At 72.5% G+C, this 17,324-nt stretch carries 13 protein-coding genes; 11 read left to right on the top strand and 2 right to left on the bottom strand.

Features of this window, described 5'->3' with window-relative positions; genetic code table 11:
• Positions 1–150: 150 nt before the first annotated feature.
• Positions 151–951 carry a SapC family protein gene (locus tag JNL41_RS22435; protein WP_293478510.1) on the top strand — a complete coding sequence of 267 codons (801 nt, stop codon included), beginning with the start codon at positions 151–153 and terminating at the stop codon, positions 949–951.
• A 151-nt stretch (positions 952–1,102) separates the two neighbouring features.
• On the opposite strand, the gene JNL41_RS22440 is transcribed toward JNL41_RS22435, so the two are convergent.
• Positions 1,103–1,495, bottom strand: coding sequence for an acyl dehydratase (locus JNL41_RS22440; RefSeq protein ID WP_293478511.1), 393 nt, complete (start codon positions 1,493–1,495; stop codon positions 1,103–1,105).
• A 129-nt stretch (positions 1,496–1,624) separates the two neighbouring features.
• Between JNL41_RS22440 and JNL41_RS22445 the strand changes: the two genes are divergently transcribed.
• From JNL41_RS22445 to trxA, 10 genes are all read left to right on the top strand, one after another.
• A complete protein-coding gene (locus JNL41_RS22445; RefSeq protein ID WP_293478521.1) occupies positions 1,625–3,757 on the top strand; it encodes a protein-disulfide reductase DsbD domain-containing protein in 2,133 nt (710 codons plus the stop codon).
• A 29-nt stretch (positions 3,758–3,786) separates the two neighbouring features.
• Entirely contained in the window at positions 3,787–4,416 is a 630-nt protein-coding gene (locus JNL41_RS22450; RefSeq protein WP_293478512.1) for a redoxin domain-containing protein, read from the top strand.
• A 10-nt stretch (positions 4,417–4,426) separates the two neighbouring features.
• On the top strand, positions 4,427–5,995 hold the full coding sequence (gene pgi, locus JNL41_RS22455; protein WP_293478513.1) for a glucose-6-phosphate isomerase: 1,569 nt from the start codon (positions 4,427–4,429) through the stop codon (positions 5,993–5,995).
• A 192-nt stretch (positions 5,996–6,187) separates the two neighbouring features.
• The gene (locus tag JNL41_RS22460; protein ID WP_293478514.1) at positions 6,188–7,057 is read left to right on the top strand and encodes a 1-acyl-sn-glycerol-3-phosphate acyltransferase; all 870 of its coding nucleotides are present in this window, start codon (positions 6,188–6,190) and stop codon (positions 7,055–7,057) included.
• A complete protein-coding gene (gene tsaE / locus JNL41_RS22465) occupies positions 7,054–7,494 on the top strand; it encodes a tRNA (adenosine(37)-N6)-threonylcarbamoyltransferase complex ATPase subunit type 1 TsaE (protein WP_293478515.1) in 441 nt (146 codons plus the stop codon). The genes JNL41_RS22460 and tsaE overlap by 4 nt, the downstream gene beginning before the upstream one ends.
• Positions 7,460–8,575, top strand: a complete 1,116-nt coding sequence (gene amgK / locus JNL41_RS22470) for an N-acetylmuramate/N-acetylglucosamine kinase AmgK (protein ID WP_293478516.1) — start codon at positions 7,460–7,462, stop codon at positions 8,573–8,575. The genes tsaE and amgK overlap by 35 nt, the downstream gene beginning before the upstream one ends.
• On the top strand, positions 8,572–9,306 hold the full coding sequence (locus JNL41_RS22475; RefSeq protein WP_365698472.1) for a nucleotidyltransferase family protein: 735 nt from the start codon (positions 8,572–8,574) through the stop codon (positions 9,304–9,306). Before amgK ends, JNL41_RS22475 begins: the two co-directional genes overlap by 4 nt.
• Complete coding sequence (gene addB, locus JNL41_RS22480; protein WP_293478517.1) at positions 9,303–12,308, top strand: double-strand break repair protein AddB; 3,006 nt, start codon at positions 9,303–9,305, stop codon at positions 12,306–12,308. The genes JNL41_RS22475 and addB overlap by 4 nt, the downstream gene beginning before the upstream one ends.
• A gap of 85 nt (positions 12,309–12,393) precedes the next feature.
• Positions 12,394–15,894 (top strand): double-strand break repair helicase AddA, encoded by a 3,501-nt coding sequence (gene addA / locus JNL41_RS22485; protein ID WP_293478518.1) that lies wholly within the window; start codon positions 12,394–12,396, stop codon positions 15,892–15,894.
• An 84-nt stretch (positions 15,895–15,978) separates the two neighbouring features.
• Entirely contained in the window at positions 15,979–16,314 is a 336-nt protein-coding gene (gene trxA, locus JNL41_RS22490; RefSeq protein WP_293478519.1) for a thioredoxin, read from the top strand.
• A gap of 105 nt (positions 16,315–16,419) precedes the next feature.
• On the opposite strand, the gene JNL41_RS22495 is transcribed toward trxA, so the two are convergent.
• The gene (locus JNL41_RS22495) at positions 16,420–16,929 is read right to left on the bottom strand and encodes a hypothetical protein (RefSeq protein ID WP_293478520.1); all 510 of its coding nucleotides are present in this window, start codon (positions 16,927–16,929) and stop codon (positions 16,420–16,422) included.
• Positions 16,930–17,324 lie beyond the last annotated feature (395 nt).

Below are 17,324 nucleotides of genomic sequence, written 5' to 3' on the forward strand. Positions count from 1 at the left end.
GCCCGGGATTGAAGGGGCTGAAGGCCGCAGGCGCAAGCGGCCCCTGCATTTGCCGCTAAAGGCCGGATCGGCTAGAGGAGGCGACCTTGCGTGCGAGGGGACCGCCCGCACCGCCGCGATTTCCGAAGATCTCTTTTCCGAAGGTTTGTGATGACCACCACCACCCCGCAGGCGCCCGGCCAGCTCTCCGGCAACGTGCTGTTCTATTCGAAGCCCGAGCCGCTCGCGAAGGAGCTGCACTCGAAGCTCGGCGTGAAGCGCATGGACGGCCCGTTCGGCTTCGCCAAGGCCGGCCACGCCATCCCGCTGACCGTGGGCGAATTCCCGCTGGCCGCCGTCACCGGCCCGATCATCTTCGTGGGCGAAGAGAAGCTGCCGATCGCCGTCATGGGCCTGAACGCCGGCGAGAACATGTTCGTGAAGGACGACGGCACGTTCGAGAGCGGCATCTACATCCCCGCCTACGTGCGCCGCTATCCGTTCGTCTTCGCCAACGACGACCAGAACAAGCAGATGGTGCTGTGCATCGACCGCGCCGCCGAGTTCATCACCGACAAGGGCTACGACATGGCCTTCTTCGAGGCGAACGGCGAGCCGACCGAGTACACGAAGAACTGCATCGAGTTCTGCAACAACTTCGAGGTCGAGCGCCAGCGCACGATGAGCTTCGTGCAGCTCCTGAAGGAGCTCGACCTGTTCGAGACCAAGGAAGCCACCTTCACGCCGGCGAACCCCGACGGCACGCAGGGCGAGACCCAGAAGATCGCCGAGTACTTCGGCGTCTCGGAAGAGAAGCTGGGCAAGGTGCCGGCCGACAAGTTCATCGAGCTGCGCGACAACGGCGCGCTCGGCCAGATCTACGCCCACATCCACAGCCTCGTCGGCTGGGACCGCCTGATCGCGCTCGCCATGACCAAGGCCGCCCAGGAGCAGCCGGCGAACGTGAACTGAGGCTTTCCCTCCCCACTTTGGGGAGGGACAGACCGCGCAGCGGTCAGGGTGAGGGAGTGGGGATCAAGCACCCACGTCCGCACTCTGACCTCTACTGCCTCACCCTGGCTCGCCTCCGGCGAGCCTGTCCCTCCCCATCAAGGGAGGGAAATCACCGCGTGAACACGCTGCGGGTCAGGCACGAGAAGACCAGCCGGCCGGCCTCGTCCAGGAGGTCGTGCTGGGCGATGACGATGCCCTTGTCGTCGCCCACCGGGTCCTTGGCCATCACCGTCATGCGGCCCCGCAGCAGCTCGCCGGCGGGCGGGTTGCGCATCCAGCGCAGGGCGTCGACGCCCAGGCGCTTGGTCTGCGGCCATTCGGCCGCCGCCATCGCATCCAGCCTGGCCCAGAGCGCATAGACCATCGCGTCCGGCGCGCCGCGGTCCAGCGCCCAGCCGGGGGTGAACGCGGCCACGAACGCCTGCAAGGCGGCGGCGTCCACGCCCGCGGCGCCCAGGTTCACCACCTGGCCGATGTCGATGTCGTCGAACGAAGCGGGCAACGGCGTCTCCTGAAGCGAACGGATTCGTCGATCATGGCCGCCGCGGCCGCGCTGTCGAGCCGCTTTGCGTGTCGGACATCCACGCGCCATATAGCGCCGGTACAGCCGGGTTGAGGCTCTGAGGTGACGATGCGGTTCCTGCTGGGCGTGCTTGCGGCCCTCTTGCTGGCGAATGCGGCCCCCGCGGCGGCCGTGGCCGCGCCGGTGAACACCGGCCACCTGCAGGCCGAGCTGGTCGCGGCGGCGCAGGGCGTCGCCCCCGGGCAGAGCGTCACCGTCGCGCTCCGCCAGCAGATCCAGAAGGGCTGGCACACCTACTGGCGCAACGCCGGCGACTCCGGCGAGCCCACGAGCGCCGAGTGGATCCTGCCGGCCGGCTGGACCGCGTCCGACTTCACCTGGCCCACCCCGCACCGCCTGCCGATCGGCCCGCTGGTGAACTACGGCTACGAGGGCGAGGTGCTGCTGCCGCTCACGGTGAGCGCGCCGGCCGGCGCCACGCCCGGCCAGACCGCGACCCTCACCGCCAAGGCCAGGTTCCTGGTCTGCGCCGAGGTCTGCATCCCCGAGGACGCGACGCTGACCCTCGCCCTGCCGATCACCGCGGGACCCGCGCCCGCCGACCCGCAGTGGGGCGCGAAGATCGCGAAGGTGCTGGCCGACGCCCCGAAGCCCGCGGGCCTGACCGGCACGTTCGAGAAGCAGGGCGAGGCGGTGAAGCTCGCCATCACCGGCGCCGCGCTGAAAGGCGCGGACGTGGCCGGCGCCTACTTCTTCCCGTTCTCCGGTACGGCGATCGACCACGCCAGGCCGCAGGCGATCGAGCGCGGCCCGGAAGGCCTGACGCTCACGCTCGCCCCCGGCTACGATTTCCAGACCGCCGGCCCGAAGGCGATCGGCGGCGTCCTGGCGCTCGACGGCAGGGCCTACGAGGTCGCCGCCCGGCCCGGCCCGCTGCCGCCCGCCGCGGCCGGCCTCGGCCCGCCGCCGGCCAGGGTCGCCGTCCCGGCCGCCGCGGCCAACCTCGGGCTGCTGGGCGCCGCGGCGTTCGCGCTCGTGGGCGGGCTGATCCTCAACCTGATGCCGTGCGTCTTCCCGGTGCTGGCCATGAAGGCCGCCTCGCTGGCCGGCCACGGCGGCGAGCACGCCGCGGCGCGGCGCCAGGGCCTGGCGTTCGGCGCCGGCGTCCTCGTCACCTTCCTGGCGCTGGCCGGCCTGCTGATCGCGCTCCGCGCCGGCGGCGCGGCCGTGGGCTGGGGCTTCCAGTTGCAGGACCCGCCGGTCGTCGCCGCGCTGGCGCTCCTGATGCTGGCCGTGGCGCTGAACCTCTCCGGCGTCTTCGAGATCGGGACCTCGCTGCAGGGCGTCGGCTCGGGCCTGGCGTCGCGGGGCGGGCTCGCGGGCTCGTTCTTCACCGGCGTGCTCGCCGTCGTCGTCGCCGCCCCCTGCACGGCGCCCTTCATGGGCACGGCGCTCGGCTGGGCGCTGGGCCAGCCCCCGGCCGCCGCGCTGGCCGTCTTCCTGGCGCTCGGGATCGGCTTCGCCCTGCCCTTCGTGGCCGTCGCCTTCGTTCCGGCCCTGATCGAGCGCCTGCCGCGGCCGGGGCCGTGGATGGACGTGTTCAAGAAGCTGCTGGCGTTTCCGATGTACGGCGCCGTCGCGTGGCTGGTCTGGGTGCTGACCGTGCAGGCGGGCCCGGACGCCGTGCCGCGCATCCTGGCGGCGGCGATCGTGCTGGCCCTGGCGCTGTGGATCGCCGGCGCCGCCCAGCGCCGGCGCGTGCAGGGCCAGCCGCACGTCGCGCTGGCGGGCCTCGCCGCCGGCCTGGGCGCGGTCGCGGTGGCGGGCGGCGCGTTCTGGCCCGCCTACGGCGTGGCGCCGGCCGAGGCCATGGGCGCGGGCTTCGCCGCGCTCGACGAGGAGGCCTACAGTCCCGAAAAGCTCGCCGCGCTGCAGGCGCAGGGCCGCCCGGTGCTGGTGAACTACACCGCCGCCTGGTGCGTGAGCTGCCAGGTGAACGACCGCGTCGCGCTCTCCACCACCGGCGTGTCCGAAGCGCTGAAGCGCAACAACGCCGCCTACCTCAAGGCCGACTGGACCAAGCGCGACGCCGCCATCGCCGCCGAACTGGCCCGCTTCGGCCGCGCCGGGGTGCCGCTCTACCTCGTGTATGGCGCGAAGGGGGGCGAACCCGCTATCCTGCCGTCGCTGCTGACCCAAGGCGTCGTCGTCAAGGCGCTGGACGCCGCCGGCCGGAGCTAGCGATCACTTCCCCACGACGGAGCCGAAAGATGTTCGACCGCCGCGTTCTGATCCTCGCCGCCGCCCTCGCGGCCCCCGCGTTCGCCGCCCCCTCGCTCGCCCGGGCCGCGCCCGTGCTGGGCCAGGCCGCGCCCGCCTTCACCGCCGTCGACGCCAGCGGCAAGGCCCGTTCGCTCGCCGACTTCCGGGGCAGGACCGTGGTCCTGGAATGGACCAACAACGGCTGCCCGTATGTCCAGAAGCACTACAACTCGGGCAACATGCAGGGGCTGCAGAAGCAGGCGACCGCCGAGGGCGTGGTCTGGCTGACGATCATCAGCTCGGCGCCCGGGATGCAGGGCTACCTCGACGGGGCGGGCGCGAAGGCCTGGAAGGCCAAGGCCGGCGCCGGCTCCACCGACGTCCTGCTGGACCCCAAGGGCGTGGTCGGGCGCGCCTACGACGCCAAGACCACGCCGCACATGTACGTGGTCGATAAGGCCGGCAAGCTCGTCTACATGGGCGGCATCGACGACAGGGCCTCGTCCGATCCCTCCAGCCTGAAGGGCGCCACGAACTACGTCACCGCCGCCCTCGCCGACGTGAAGGCCGGCCGCGCCGTCGCCCAGGCCGCCACCCGCCCCTACGGCTGCAGCGTGAAGTACGGCAGCGCGGACTGAGAGACCGACCTTGAACACCGCCGACGCCGCCTGGGCGGCCCTGAACCAGGCCGCGTCGGCCGCTGCCGGACGCCGCATCGACGGCCTGTTCGCCGCCGAGCCCGCCCGCCTCGCGCGCCTCGGCCTGGAGGCCGCCGGCCTGGAGATCGACCTCTCCAAGCAGCCGTGGTCGCTGGCCGACCTCGAAGTGATGCTGGACCTCGCCCGCGCGTCGGGCGTCGAGGCCGCCCGCGACCGCCTGTTCGCCGGCGAGATCGTCAACGCGACCGAGGGCCGCCCGGCCCTGCACATGGCGCTGCGCGCGCCGGACGGCGCCGGCATGACGGCCGACGGCCGGCCGGTCTCGGGCGAGGTCGAGGCCAGCCGCGCGGCGATGCGCGCGTTCGCAGAGGCCGTGCGTTCCGGCGCCCGGGCGGGCTGCACGGGCAGGCCGTTCCGGGCCATCGTCCACATCGGCATCGGCGGCTCCGACCTCGGCCCGCGCCTGGTCTGGGAAGCGCTGAAGCCGCTGGACCCCGCCATCGACCTGCGCTTCGTGGCCAACGTGGACCCGGCCGAGCTGGCCCAGGCGCTGACCGGCCTCGACCCGGCCGAGACGATGGTGGTCACGGTCTCGAAGACCTTCACCACGCTCGAGACGCTCACCAACGCCGAGGCCGCGCGGGGCTGGCTGCGCGCCAGCCTGGGGACCGCGTCGGACAGCCACCTCGTCGCCGTCTCGGCCGCCCCCGACAGGGCGCAGGCGTTCGGCGTCCCCGCCGACCAGGTGTTCGGCTTCTGGGACTGGGTGGGCGGCCGCTACTCGATCTGGTCGGCGGTGGGCCTCTCGTGCGCCGTGGCGCTGGGCTGGGACATCTTCGCCCGCTTCCAGGCCGGCGCCTGGGCCATGGACGAGCACTTCCAGGCCGCGCCGCTCGACCGCAACGCCCCCGTGCTGCTGGCGCTCGCCCACGTCTTCAACCGCAACGGCCTCGGCCGCCCCATCCGCGCCGTCGTGCCCTACGCCCAGCGCCTGCGGCTGTTCGCGGCCTTCCTGCAGCAGCTCGAGATGGAGTCGAACGGCAAGCGGGTCACCGCCGACGGCCGGCCCGTCCCGCACGAGACCGCCGCCAGCGTCTTCGGCGACGCGGGCACCAACGGCCAGCACGCCTTCTTCCAGCTCCTGCACCAGGGGACGGACATCATCCCCGTCGACATCGTCGCCGTGCGCGAGGGGTCTGAGGGCGATCCCGCCGCGCAGACCAAGCTGCTGGCCAACGCCATCGCCCAAGCCGAGGCGCTGATGGTGGGCCGCCCCGCCGCCGAGACACCCGACCCGCAGCGCGCCTTCCCGGGCAACCGGCCGTCCAGCTTCATCCTGGTCGAGCGCCTGACGCCCGAGGCGCTCGGCGCCCTGATCGCCCTCTACGAGCACAAGGTCTTCGTCGAGGGCGTGCTCTGGGGGATCAACAGCTTCGATCAGTGGGGCGTGGAGCTGGGCAAGACGCTCGCCACCCGCGTCCTCGGCGAGCTGGAGGGCGGGCCGGCCGGCGCGCACGATCCGTCCACCGCCGCGCTGATCGCGCGCCTGAAGGCCTAGCCACGCGCGCCGCATTCTGGAACCACGAAATACACGAAATACACCAACACGCCGGGGATGGTCCGAGCGCTGCGACCGGACGCGGTCCGGTCGTGCATTTCGTGTGTTTCGTGGTTCGATCAGAACGGCGCTCACGCGCCGACGGCGGCGCCGCGCTTGCGGGCGTGTCGGGGCGCAGGTCATGTTCCGTCCATGACAGTCGCCACCGCGGCCGCCGCCAAGCCGGCGCGCGCCCGCGACCACATCGTCGACGTGCTGATCGCCGAACGGGCTCCGAAGCTCTCGGGCGGGGCGGCGTGGCCGCTGCTGCGCCCGCTGCTCTACGCCATCCTCGACTACGGCAAGGCGCGGCGGATGGCCGACGCCATCGCCGTGCTCCCGGGCCGCGCGGCGCTGGACCACATCTCGGACCTGCTGGCGCTGGAGGTCGCCGCGACCGGCCTGGAGCGGGTTCCGCGCCACGGCCGCCTCGTCGCCATCTGCAACCACCCCACGGGCATCGCCGACGGCATCGCGGTGTTCGACGCGCTGAAGGCGCTGCGCCCCGACATCTGCTTCTATGCCAACGCCGACGCGCACCGGGTCTGCGCCGACTTCGGCGAGGTGCTGATCCCCGTCGAGTGGGTCGACGCCAAGCGCACGCGCGAGAAGACCCGAGTCACCCTGCAGGCGACCCGCGACGCCCTGGAGGCCGAGCGCTGCCTCGCCATCTTCCCGGCGGGCCGCCTGGCGCGCCGCCAGCCCGACGGCAGCCTCTCCGACCCCACCTGGATGTCCTCGGCCATCTCGATCGCGCGCAAGTACGAGGCGCCGGTGCTGCCGATCCATGTGACGGGGCCGTGGTCGACGCTCTTCCACCTGTTCCACGGCCGCTCGGACGAACTGCGCGACATCACCCTCTTCCACGAGCTGCTGAACAAGCGCGGCCGCGAATTCGCGCTGACGGTCGGCCCGGCGATCCCCCCCGCGGCGCTCGACGGCGATCCGGCCGAGGCGACCGCGCGGCTCAAGGGTTACGTCGAGCGCGAGCTGCCGGCCGACCCGGATCGGCCCTTCGCATGAACCTGCCGGACGAGGCGGCCACGGCCCGGCTCGGCGAAGCCGTGGCGGCGAAGCTCCGGCCCGGCGAAGCCGTCTGCCTGTCCGGCCCGCTGGGCGCCGGCAAGTCGACCCTGGCCCGCGCGCTGGTCCGCGCGCTGACCACGCCCGACGAGGAGGTTCCGAGCCCCACCTTCACGCTCGTCCAGTTCTACGAGGGCCCGCGCCTCAGCGTCGCCCACTTCGACCTCTATCGGCTGGCCAGCCCAGACGAGGCCTACGAGATCGGCCTGGACGAGGCGCTCGACGCCGGCGCGGCGGTGATCGAATGGCCCGAGCGGCTGGAGGGCGACCTGCCCCGCGACCGACTCGATATAGAGATCGCGCTCGACGAGTCCGGCGGACGGCGGGCGAAGCTGACGGCGCATGGCGCCTGGGAAGGGCGTACACTTGGGGTCTGAGCGCGAAGGGCTGAAGGCGGAATTCCTCCGCGCGTCAGGTTTCGGCGACGCGCGGCGCGAGCCGCTGTCGGGCGACGCCTCCACGCGGGCCTACGAACGCCTCTACACGCCCGCGGGGCGCACGCTGATCTTCATGGACCAGCCGCCGGCCGTGGAAACCGCGCCCTGCCCGCCCGGCGCCACGCCGGCCGAGCGCGCGGCCCTGGGCTACAACGCGCTGGCCCGCCTCGCCGCCGGCCGCGTGGACGCCTTCATCGCCACCGCCGGCTGGCTGCGCGAGCAGAGCCTCTCGGCGCCCGAGATCGTCGCCGCCGACCTGCGCGCCGGCCTCGCGGTGCTGGAAGACCTCGGCGACGACCTCTTCGCCCGCCTGATCGAGCAGGGGCAGGACGAGGCGCCGATGTACGCCGGGGCCATCGAGGCGCTGGCCCGCCTGCACGCGGTCACCCCGCCCGACGTGCTGAACTACGGCGGCGTGAGCTGGCCGCTGCTCACCTACGACGAGACCGCGCTCGCCACCGCGGACGGCATCTTCATCGAGTGGCTGCCGAAGCTCAAAGCCCAGCTCGCCTTCGGCCCCGACGCGATCGCCGGCTGGGAGGCCGTCTGGGCCCCGATCCGCCGCCACGGCGACATGAACGCCACCGTCTTCTGCCACCGGGACTACCACGCCGAGAACCTGATCTGGCTACCGGGCCGCGGCGGCGCCCGGCGCGTCGGCCTGCTCGACTTCCAGGACGCGCTGAAGGCTCACCCCGCCTGGGACCTCTCCATGCTGCTGCACGACGCGCGCCGGCAGGTGACGCCCGGGCGCGAGGAGGCGTGCCTGGATCTCTACTTCCGCCTGCGTCCCGACCTGGACCGGCAGGCTTTCCTGGTCGACTTCCACAGCCTGGGCGCGCTCAACATCGTGCGCATCCTGGGCATCTTCGCGCGCCTCACCACCCGCGACGGCAAGCCCCGCTACGCGAGCCTGATGCCGCGCCTCTGGGGCTACCTCGACCGCTGCCTCGCGGACCCGGCGCTGGCCCCGCTGAAGACCTGGCTGGACCGCCATGTCCCCGCCGAGGCGCGTTCGTGATCCTGCCCGGCCCGAAGACCGCCATGGTGCTGGCCGCCGGCCTGGGCACGCGAATGCGGCCCCTCACCGACACCATCCCGAAAGCGCTCGTCCCGGTGGCCGGCAAGCCGCTGATCGACCATGTCCTGGACCGCCTGCGCGATGCGGGCGTCGAGCGCGCCGTGGTCAACGTCCACCACTTCGCCGACCAGATGGAGGCGCATCTCGCGAACCGGCGCGACCTCGAGGTGCTGATCTCCGACGAGCGCGCCGAACTCCTCGACTCGGGCGGCGGCATCCGCCACGCGGCCGACAAGCTGGGCCGCGACCCCGTCTACATCGCCAACATCGACTCCCTCTGGACCGAGGGCGCCACGCCCGCCCTGGAGGCGCTCAAGGGCGCCTGGGATCCGGCGGCGATGGACATCCTGCTGCTGCTGGTGAAGCGCGGCCAGGGCATCGGCTTCGAGGGGCCGCAGGGCTTCTTCCGCGACGACGCGGGCCGCCTCACCCATTCGACCGCGCCCGAGCCGCCGACGCCCTTCGCCAACATCGGCTTCGCGATCCTGAAGCCCGAGGTGCTCGACGACCAGCCGGCGGGCGCCTTCTCCATCATCCCCGTCTGGCATCGACTCCAGCGCCAGGGCCGCCTGCACGGCGTACCGATGGACGCCTTCTGGATGCACGTCGGCGATCCCGCCGCCCGCGACGCCGCCGAGGCGCGCATCGCCGGGACAGGCGGAGCCCCGTGACCGCCTTCTTCGAGCAGCCGGGCTCGCGCTGGTTCAACATCCCGGCGCACCGGCCGTTCGCGGAGGACCTGGCCCGCGGCCTCTACGACGCCCTGATCCCGCTCGGCCCGGAAGCGCTCGCCGACGCCGTCGTCCTGACGCCGACCCGGCGCGGCGCCCGCGCGCTCGCCGACGCCTTCCTGCACGCCGCGGGGGGCAAGGCCGTGCTGCCGCCGCAGATGCGCCCGCTGGGCGACCTGGAAGCCGGCGAGCCGCCCTTCGAGCCGGGCGACCTTGCGCTCGACCTGCCCGCCGCCATCGACCCGCTGCGCCGCCGCTTCGAGCTGGTGCGCCTCGTCGCGCAACTGGCCGAGCACGTCCCGGGGGGCGTCAGCAACGCCGGCCAGGCGCTCGACCTCGCCGACGCGCTGGGCGCGTTCCTCGACGGCCTGCAGATCGAGGAGGTCGACGTGCGCGAAGCCCTCGTCGGCCTGATCCCCGCCGAGCTCGCCGAGCACTGGGAGGTCTCGCGCAGGTTCCTCGATCACGCGCTCACCCTCTGGCCCGCCCGCCTCGATGCGCTGGGCGTCATCGACGTCAGCGCCCACCGCGTGCGCCTGCTCCGCCGCCTGGCCGAGGTCTGGACCGACAAGCCGCCGCAGGGCGTCCTGATCGCGGCCGGCTCCACCGGCACGGCGCCCGCCACCCGCGCGCTGATGATCGCCATCGCCGCCGCGCCGAGGGGCGCCGTCGTGCTGCCGGGCGTCGACGTCACGCTCGCCGACGACGCCTGGCGCAAGATCGACGTTCAGCATCCGCAGGGCGCGCTGAAACGGCTGCTGGACGCCGCCGGCGTCGACAAGGGCCATGTGCGGCCCTGGCCCGCCTCGTCCGTGAGCACCGCCGGCGAAGCCCGGCAGCGCCTCGTGAACGAGGCGCTGCGGCCGGCGAGCGAGACCGCCGACTGGCTGGGCGTCATCGACAGGCTGAGGGCGCGGGCCGGGTCGGAGGCGGATCCCGTGGCCCAGGCCCTGGAGGGCCTCTCGCTCGTCAACGCCCGCACCGAGGAAGACGCGGCCACGGTCGCCGCCCTGCTGCTGCGCGAGGTCCTGGAGACGCCGGAGCGCACCGCGGCCCTGGTCACTCCCGACCAGAAGCTGGCGCGCCGGGTCTCGGCGAAACTGGCCCGCTGGGGCGTGGTCCCCGACAGCTCGGCCGGCGAGAGCCTGGCCGGCTCGCCCTGCGGCGCGCTCGCGGGCCTCGTCGCGCGCGCCGCGGTCGACCCGGTCGACCCGGTGGCCCTGCTGGGGCTGCTGAAGCACCCGCTCGCCCGTCTCGGGGACCCCACGCGGCTGGAGCGCTCGGCCCTGCGCGGCGCCCGGGCCCGCACCTGGGACGAGCTGAAGGCCCGGCTCACGACCGGCCGCACCCCGGCCCCCGACGCCCTGCCGCTGGCCGAACGCCTGCAGGCGATCGTCGAGGCCGTCGCCTGGCCGCGCGACGCCTACGAGGCGCCCGGCGCCGCCGCGCGCCGCCTGGTCGCCGCGATGGAGGCCCTGGCCGCCGACGCGCACGGCGGCACGGGCGATCTCTGGGGCGGCCACGCCGGCGAGGCCATGTCGCGCCTGCTCTCGGGCCTGATCCGCGAAGGCGAAGACCTGCCCGTGGTCACGCCGCGCCAGTTCGCCGAGCTGCTGCGCCGCCTGATGGAGGGCGAGACGGTGCGCAGCGGCGGCGCGACCCATCCGCGCCTGCGCATCCTGGGCTCGATCGAGGCCCGCCTCGTCCGCGCCGACCGCCTGATCGTCGCCGGCCTGGAGGAAGGCGTCTGGCCCGCTGCGGCGCCGACCGATCCGTTCCTCTCGCGGCCGATGCGCGAGGACCTGAAACTGCCCTCGCCCGAGCGCCGCATCGGGCTCGCCGCCCACGACTTCGCCCAGGCGGTCTGCGCGCCCGAGGCGATCCTGCTCCACACCGAGCGGCGCGACGGCCAGCCGACCGTGAAGTCGCGGTGGCTCTGGCGGCTGGAGACCCTGGCCAGAGGCGCCGGCCTGGCCATCCCCGAACGCCCCGAAGTCCTGGCCTGGGCCGCCGCGCTCGACGCGCCCGGCGCCTACGCTCCCGTCAAGCGCCCCTCGCCGACGCCGCCGGTCGAACACCGCCCTCAGGAACTCTTCGTCACCCGCATCGAGACCCTGACCCGCGATCCCTACGCCGTCTGGGCCCGCGACATCCTGCGCCTCCATGCGCTGGAGCGCCCCGACGAGGAGGTGGAGGCCCGCGCCCGCGGCACGGCCATCCACGCCGCCTTCGAGCGCTTCGTCCTCGCCTGGCCCGCCGCGTTGCCGCCCGACGCGGCCGACGTCTTCCGCGACCTCTATCTCGGCGAGCTCGAGAAGGCCGGGATGCCCCGCGACGCGCTCGCCCGCGAGACGGCGCTGGCCGGCGAGGCGGCCGCCTGGGTCGCCGGCCTGGAGACCGCGCGCCGCGCCGACGGCCGCGTCCTGCACGTCGAAGAGCAGGGCAGGACGACCCTCCACATCGCGGGCCGCCCCTTCACCATCGCCGCCAAGGCCGACCGCGTCGAGGTGACCCCCGACGGCTTCGGCCACGTCCTCGACTACAAGACCGGCCGCGCGCCCTCCAAGCGCATGGTCGAGACCGGGTTCTCGCCGCAGCTCACGCTCACCGCCGCCATCCTGGAGCGCGGCGGCTTCACCGACGTCGGCGCCGTCACCGCCGGCGACCTCACCTACCTCGAGGTCAGCGGCCGCCATCCGAACCCCGGCCGCGAGGAGATCCGCGCCGCCCCCTACGGCGACGGCGACAAGATCCTCAACACCCGCGAGGCGGTCGACGGGGCCCTCGCCGGCCTGGAGCGCCTGATCGCCCGCTACGCCGACCCGGCCCAGGGCTACACCTCGCGCACCGCCCCGCAGTTCGTGAAGATGTACGTCTCCGACTACGACCACCTGGCCCGCGTGTTCGAGTGGTCCACGAGCGGCGAGGAGGACGACGAATGATCCTCCTTCGCCGAGGCTTCGGAGGACGCGTCCTCCGACGGCGCACCGGACTTGTCCTGCGAAGCTCCGCCCGGAGCGAAGCCGGATGACCCATGCCGATCTCTTCAGCCGCGACGAGCCGCGCCACGCGCAGGAGGAAGCGGCCGACCCGACCGTTTCGGTGTTCGTCACGGCCAACGCCGGCTCGGGCAAGACCAAGACCCTGATCGACCGGGTGGCGCGCCTGCTGCTGGCCAAGGCCAGGCCCGAGACGATCCTGTGCATCACCTACACCAAGGCCGCCGCGTCCGAGATGCAGCGCCGGCTGTACGACACGCTGGGCGACTGGTCGGTCGCCACCGACGCCAAGCTGCGCCAGGACCTCGGCAAGCTCCGCTCCCGCGCGCCGGCCAGCTTCGACCACCAGGACCTGTCGGAGGCCCGCGGCCTGTTCGCCGCCGCGCTGGAGACGCCCGGCGGCCTGAAGATCCAGACCATCCACGCCTTCTGCGAGAAGGTGCTGAAGCGCTTCCCGCTGGAGGCCGGCGTCCCGCCCGGCTTCCGCGTCATGGACGAGGCCGCGGCCGCCGCGGTCGCCGCCGCCGCGCGCAAGGCCGTCGCCCACCACGTCCTGAACATCCCCGGGCCGCTGGCCGACGCCTACGGCCGCCTGGCCGTCTCGCTCGACTTCCGCCGCTTCCAGGCGATGTTCGCCGAGTTCGAGACCCGGCGCAGCGCGCTCCGCGAGTTCTTCGGGCCCGGCGGCCTGGCGGGCGCCATCGCGTGGGTGTGGCGGACGGTGGACATCGAGCCCGGAACCGACCCGGACGACCTGGCCCGCGCGGCCATGGCGGGCATCGACCGCGACCTCTACCGTCGCTGCGCCGAGACCCTGAAGGCCGGCGGCAAGCAGGACGGCGAGCGGGCCGCCGTCCTGGGGGCGCTCGCCCAGGCCGCCGCGCCGGCGCTGGAGGACGCCGTCGCCCTCTTCTTCACCAAGGACGACGAGCCGCGGAAGTGGGTCGAGACGGGCAAGCTGCTGCGCGCCGAGCCCGCGTTGCAGGCCTTCCTGCTGGCGGAACAGGCGCGGCTGCACAACGTCCGCGAACGCATGCGCGCCGCCCAGGTGGGCCGCGACAGCACCGACGCGCTCAGCCTGGCCCACGCCTACCTGGACGCCTACGCGATCGAGAAGGCGGCCTCGGGCGCGCTCGACTTCGCCGACCTCGTGGAGAAGACCTGCGCCCTGCTGCGCGACCGGCCCGCCGCGGCCTGGGTGCTCTACAAGCTGGACGGCGGCGTCGACCACATCCTGCTGGACGAAGCGCAGGACACCGCCCCCGAGCAGTGGGCCATCGTCGATGCGCTCACCGAGGACTTCTTCGCCGGCGCCGGACGACGGCCGGCCCAGGCGCTCCGGCGCGGCGTCTTCGTCGTGGGGGACCGCAAGCAGTCGATCTATTCGTTCCAGGGCGCCCGGCCCGAGCTGCTGGCCGAGCGGTTCGAGCAGTACTCGGCCCGCGTCGCCGGCGCCGACGACCGGGTGAAGGAGATCCCGCTGCTGGAGTCGTGGCGCTCGACGCCGCAGGTGCTCCAGTTCGTCGATGCGGTGTTCACGCCGAGCCCCCTCCAGGAGGCCGTACAGCCCGGCGCGCCAGTCAGGCACGACGTCGCCGAGCCGCGCCGCGAACACGCCGGCTGCGTCGACCTCTGGGAGATGGAGGTCGACCCCGGCCCGCAGGACCAGGGCGCCTGGGACCTGCCGCTCGACGTCGAGCCGCGGGACAGCGGCGCCAAGAAGCTGGCCCGCCGCATCGCCGCCGAGATCAGGGATCTCATCGCGCGCGGCGAGGCCGTCCACGACAAGGCCCATCCGTACAGGCTGCGGCCCGCGCACGCCGGCGACGTGCTCATCCTCGTCCGCCGCCGCGGCGCGCTGTTCGAGGAGATCCTGCGGGCGCTGAAGCTGGCGGACCTGCCCGTGGCCGGCGCCGACCGGCTCTCGCTCTCCAGCCACATCATCTTCGACGACCTGCTGGCGCTGGCCCGCTTCGCCCTGTTCCCGGACGACGACCTGACCCTGGCCGGCCTGCTCAAGAGCCCCTTCTGCGGACTCGACGACGACAGCCTCTACACGCTCGCCCACGGCCGCGAGGGCCGGCTCTGGCGCACGCTTCGCGACCGGGCCGACGAAGATGCGCTGTGGCGCGACGCGGCGCGCTTCCTGCGCCTCGCCCTCGACACGGCGAAGGCGGCGCGGCCGTTCGAGTTCTTCGTCCGCCTGGTCGAGCACACCGGCGCGGACGGCCGCTCGATGCGCCAGCGCCTGCTGACCCGCCTGGGGCCCGAAGCCCGCGACGCGCTCGACGAGTTCCTGAACCAGGCGCTGGCCGCCGAGGACCGCGGGGCCCACGACCTCGAAACCCTCGCCGACGAGCTTTCGGGCCTGGAGATCGTCGTCAAGCGCGAGATGGAGGGCGTGAGGGCCGAGGTCCGCGTGATGACCGCCCACGGCGCCAAGGGCCTCGAGGCGCCGATCGTCTTCCTGCCCGAGACCAACCTGCAGAACACCTCGCGCGGCTCGCCCCTGCTGAGGGTCGAGCGCGGCGGCAAGGAGGGCGTCGGCTTCCTGTGGAGCGCGCGGTCGGCCAACGACTGTCCCGCGACCTCCGACGCCCGCAGGCTGCGCGCCGAGCGCGAGGACGCCGAGGCCTACCGCCTGCTCTATGTCGCGCTCACCCGCGCCCGCGACCGCCTCGTGCTCTGCGGCCGCCGGGCCGAACGCACCGATCCCGGGAAGCTGCGCGGCTGGTGGGGCGCCGTGCGCGACGCGCTGAGCCACGCGGGGATCGAGGGCGACGTGCGCGAACTCGAGCACCCCGACGGCGCGCGGTTCCGCCGCTACGGCCCCGACCCGCGGCGGGTCCGCGCCCGGCCGCCGGGAGAAGCGGTCGCCTTCGCCTCGCCCGTGTGGGCCGCCACGCCCGCCACCGCCGAGGCCTACGCCCGCTACGCCTCGCCGTCCGACCTGGGCGAGGGCGCCGTCGCCGCGACCGCCTCGCCGCTGGCCGAGAGCGCCGGCCTCGGCCGCTTCCGCCGCGGCGACCTGATCCACCGCCTGCTGCAGCTCCTGCCCGACATCCCGGCCGCGGGGTGGGCCGAGGGCGCCGCAGACCTCCTGGCCCGCGAACGCGACCTCACGCCCGACCAGCGCGCCGAGATGGCCGCCGCCGCCCTCGCCGTGCTGGACGATCCCCGCTTCGCAGGGGTGTTCGGACCGGGCTCGCGCCCCGAGGTCGCCATCGCCGGGACGGCCGCGAGCCTGCCTCCGTCCCTGCGCATCTCGGGCCGCATCGACCGCCTCGTCGTCCTGCCCGACCGCGTGCTGGTCGTGGACTTCAAGACCAACCGCCCCTCGCCCGACGCCATCGAGGCCGCCGACCCGGCCTATCTGCGGCAGATGGCCCTCTACGCCGCGGTGCTCGGCGAGATCTTCCCGGGCCGCCGGATCGAGGCCGCCATCGTGTGGACCGACGGTCCGAAGCTGATGCCTGTTCCAGAAAACCTGATCGCCCGGACCCTTGCCGACCTGCGGCGTGACGGTTGATACAGTGCGAGGCCCCGCCTACATGCGCGGATCAGGAAGGCGCGGAACGGCGGCGCCGTGAGACCCGCGCCACAGGAGTTTTTGATGAGCACCGTGAAGGTCACCGACGAATCCTTCCAGGTCGACGTGCTGGCGTCCGAGATGCCCGTCCTGGTCGACTTCTGGGCCGAGTGGTGCGGCCCCTGCAAGCAGATCGCCCCGGCGCTCGAGCAGCTCTCCGACGAACTGTCCGGCCAGGTGAAGATCGCCAAGCTCGACATCGAACAGAGCCCGACCACCCCGTCGCGCTACGGCGTCCGCGGCATTCCCACCATGATGCTGTTCAAGGGCGGGCAGATGGCCTCGATGAAGGTCGGCGCCATGCCCAAGCAGAAGATCCTGGAGTGGCTCACCGAAGCCGGCGTGGCGGCGGCGGCCTGACGCGATAGCTGGCTCGCGCTGCCAGGGGAGCGCGAACGAATACGAGGTAGCGGTGGGGCCGGCCAGCAAAGTGAAGCCCGCCCAACCTGCACTCCGACTGATCGCTTAGCTAGATGGCGACGCTGCTGGCGGAGGTGTGTTCGTCGCTCTCCGCACAAAGAGCGCCTCGTCCACCTTTTCGAACGCCCGTTGATAGACGGCCGGATCCTGAAGGGGTTTGTCCTTCCTCCACGACTGTCCGTAGCTGCTGGACGTAGTTTTTGTCGAAACGAAATTCAGCCGCACCCGCGTCATTCCGCTAGACATTTGCTCGATGAAGGCTGTTGCACGAGTATTTCCCGATCCCGTGGAATATCCAAGAGCATCCCAGAAGCTCGTCTTGTTGGAAGTTGCGCTTTCCGCAGAAATGAACCCAGTATTCAGGTCGGCGCTGCTAACAGCATATCCAAGATCCTGAAGTACATCCATGGCGCTGCTGAATACAGCAGGCTTCGCAGCATCAAATTCCTTCATCTGGATAGCTTGGAGCTGCATCGGCGAAAGTTCCGGCTTGGCCGCAAGCGCGATCGGCCCGCCGCAAAGCGCAAGGAAGACTGCTAAGATTTTCGCTCGCATCACCAAGTTCCCTAGAAATCGCTAGTTCGGCTTCGGAAATCTGAAACTATCTTGTTAGTATCGAATTTTATGATCAGAGTGATCGTGCGCTGAGTTTTCTGAAAACCCTCAGCGTACTGTCCACCCCCGAACAATACGACGGTCCAGTAGTTCGAGCTCCCGGATGATTGGGTTACGGTCGCGTGTCTTTGATATGACCAAACCTCGTTCCTAGCCCCGTCCATCGTGACGATATTCGGGGCTCCAAAAACCTCCAATACCTGTGCTTGAGATGTCTGCCCGACAGTCAAATTCATCGAGACGTTGCCGGCAGTGAGGGGGCTGTTTCGTTGATCAACGGGCGCCGGCGACGTTGCGCATGCTGAAAGCGCTATGGCCACTGCCAGCGCTGCTAC

Origin of the sequence: Phenylobacterium sp., assembly GCF_016793285.1 — a bacterium.
In the GTDB taxonomy this organism is placed as follows: Bacteria; Pseudomonadota; Alphaproteobacteria; order Caulobacterales; family Caulobacteraceae; genus Phenylobacterium.

Coding starts and splice junctions, on each gene's coding strand:
- JNL41_RS22435 (WP_293478510.1), top strand. CDS start 151: ATGACCACCACCACCCCGCAGGCGCCCGGCCAGCTCTCCGGCAACGTG.
- JNL41_RS22445 (WP_293478521.1), top strand. CDS start 1,625: ATGCGGTTCCTGCTGGGCGTGCTTGCGGCCCTCTTGCTGGCGAATGCG.
- JNL41_RS22450 (WP_293478512.1), top strand. CDS start 3,787: ATGTTCGACCGCCGCGTTCTGATCCTCGCCGCCGCCCTCGCGGCCCCC.
- JNL41_RS22460 (WP_293478514.1), top strand. CDS start 6,188: ATGACAGTCGCCACCGCGGCCGCCGCCAAGCCGGCGCGCGCCCGCGAC.
- tsaE (WP_293478515.1), top strand. CDS start 7,054: ATGAACCTGCCGGACGAGGCGGCCACGGCCCGGCTCGGCGAAGCCGTG.
- amgK (WP_293478516.1), top strand. CDS start 7,460: ATGGCGCCTGGGAAGGGCGTACACTTGGGGTCTGAGCGCGAAGGGCTG.
- addA (WP_293478518.1), top strand. CDS start 12,394: ATGACCCATGCCGATCTCTTCAGCCGCGACGAGCCGCGCCACGCGCAG.
- trxA (WP_293478519.1), top strand. CDS start 15,979: ATGAGCACCGTGAAGGTCACCGACGAATCCTTCCAGGTCGACGTGCTG.
- JNL41_RS22495 (WP_293478520.1), bottom strand. CDS start 16,929: ATGCGAGCGAAAATCTTAGCAGTCTTCCTTGCGCTTTGCGGCGGGCCG.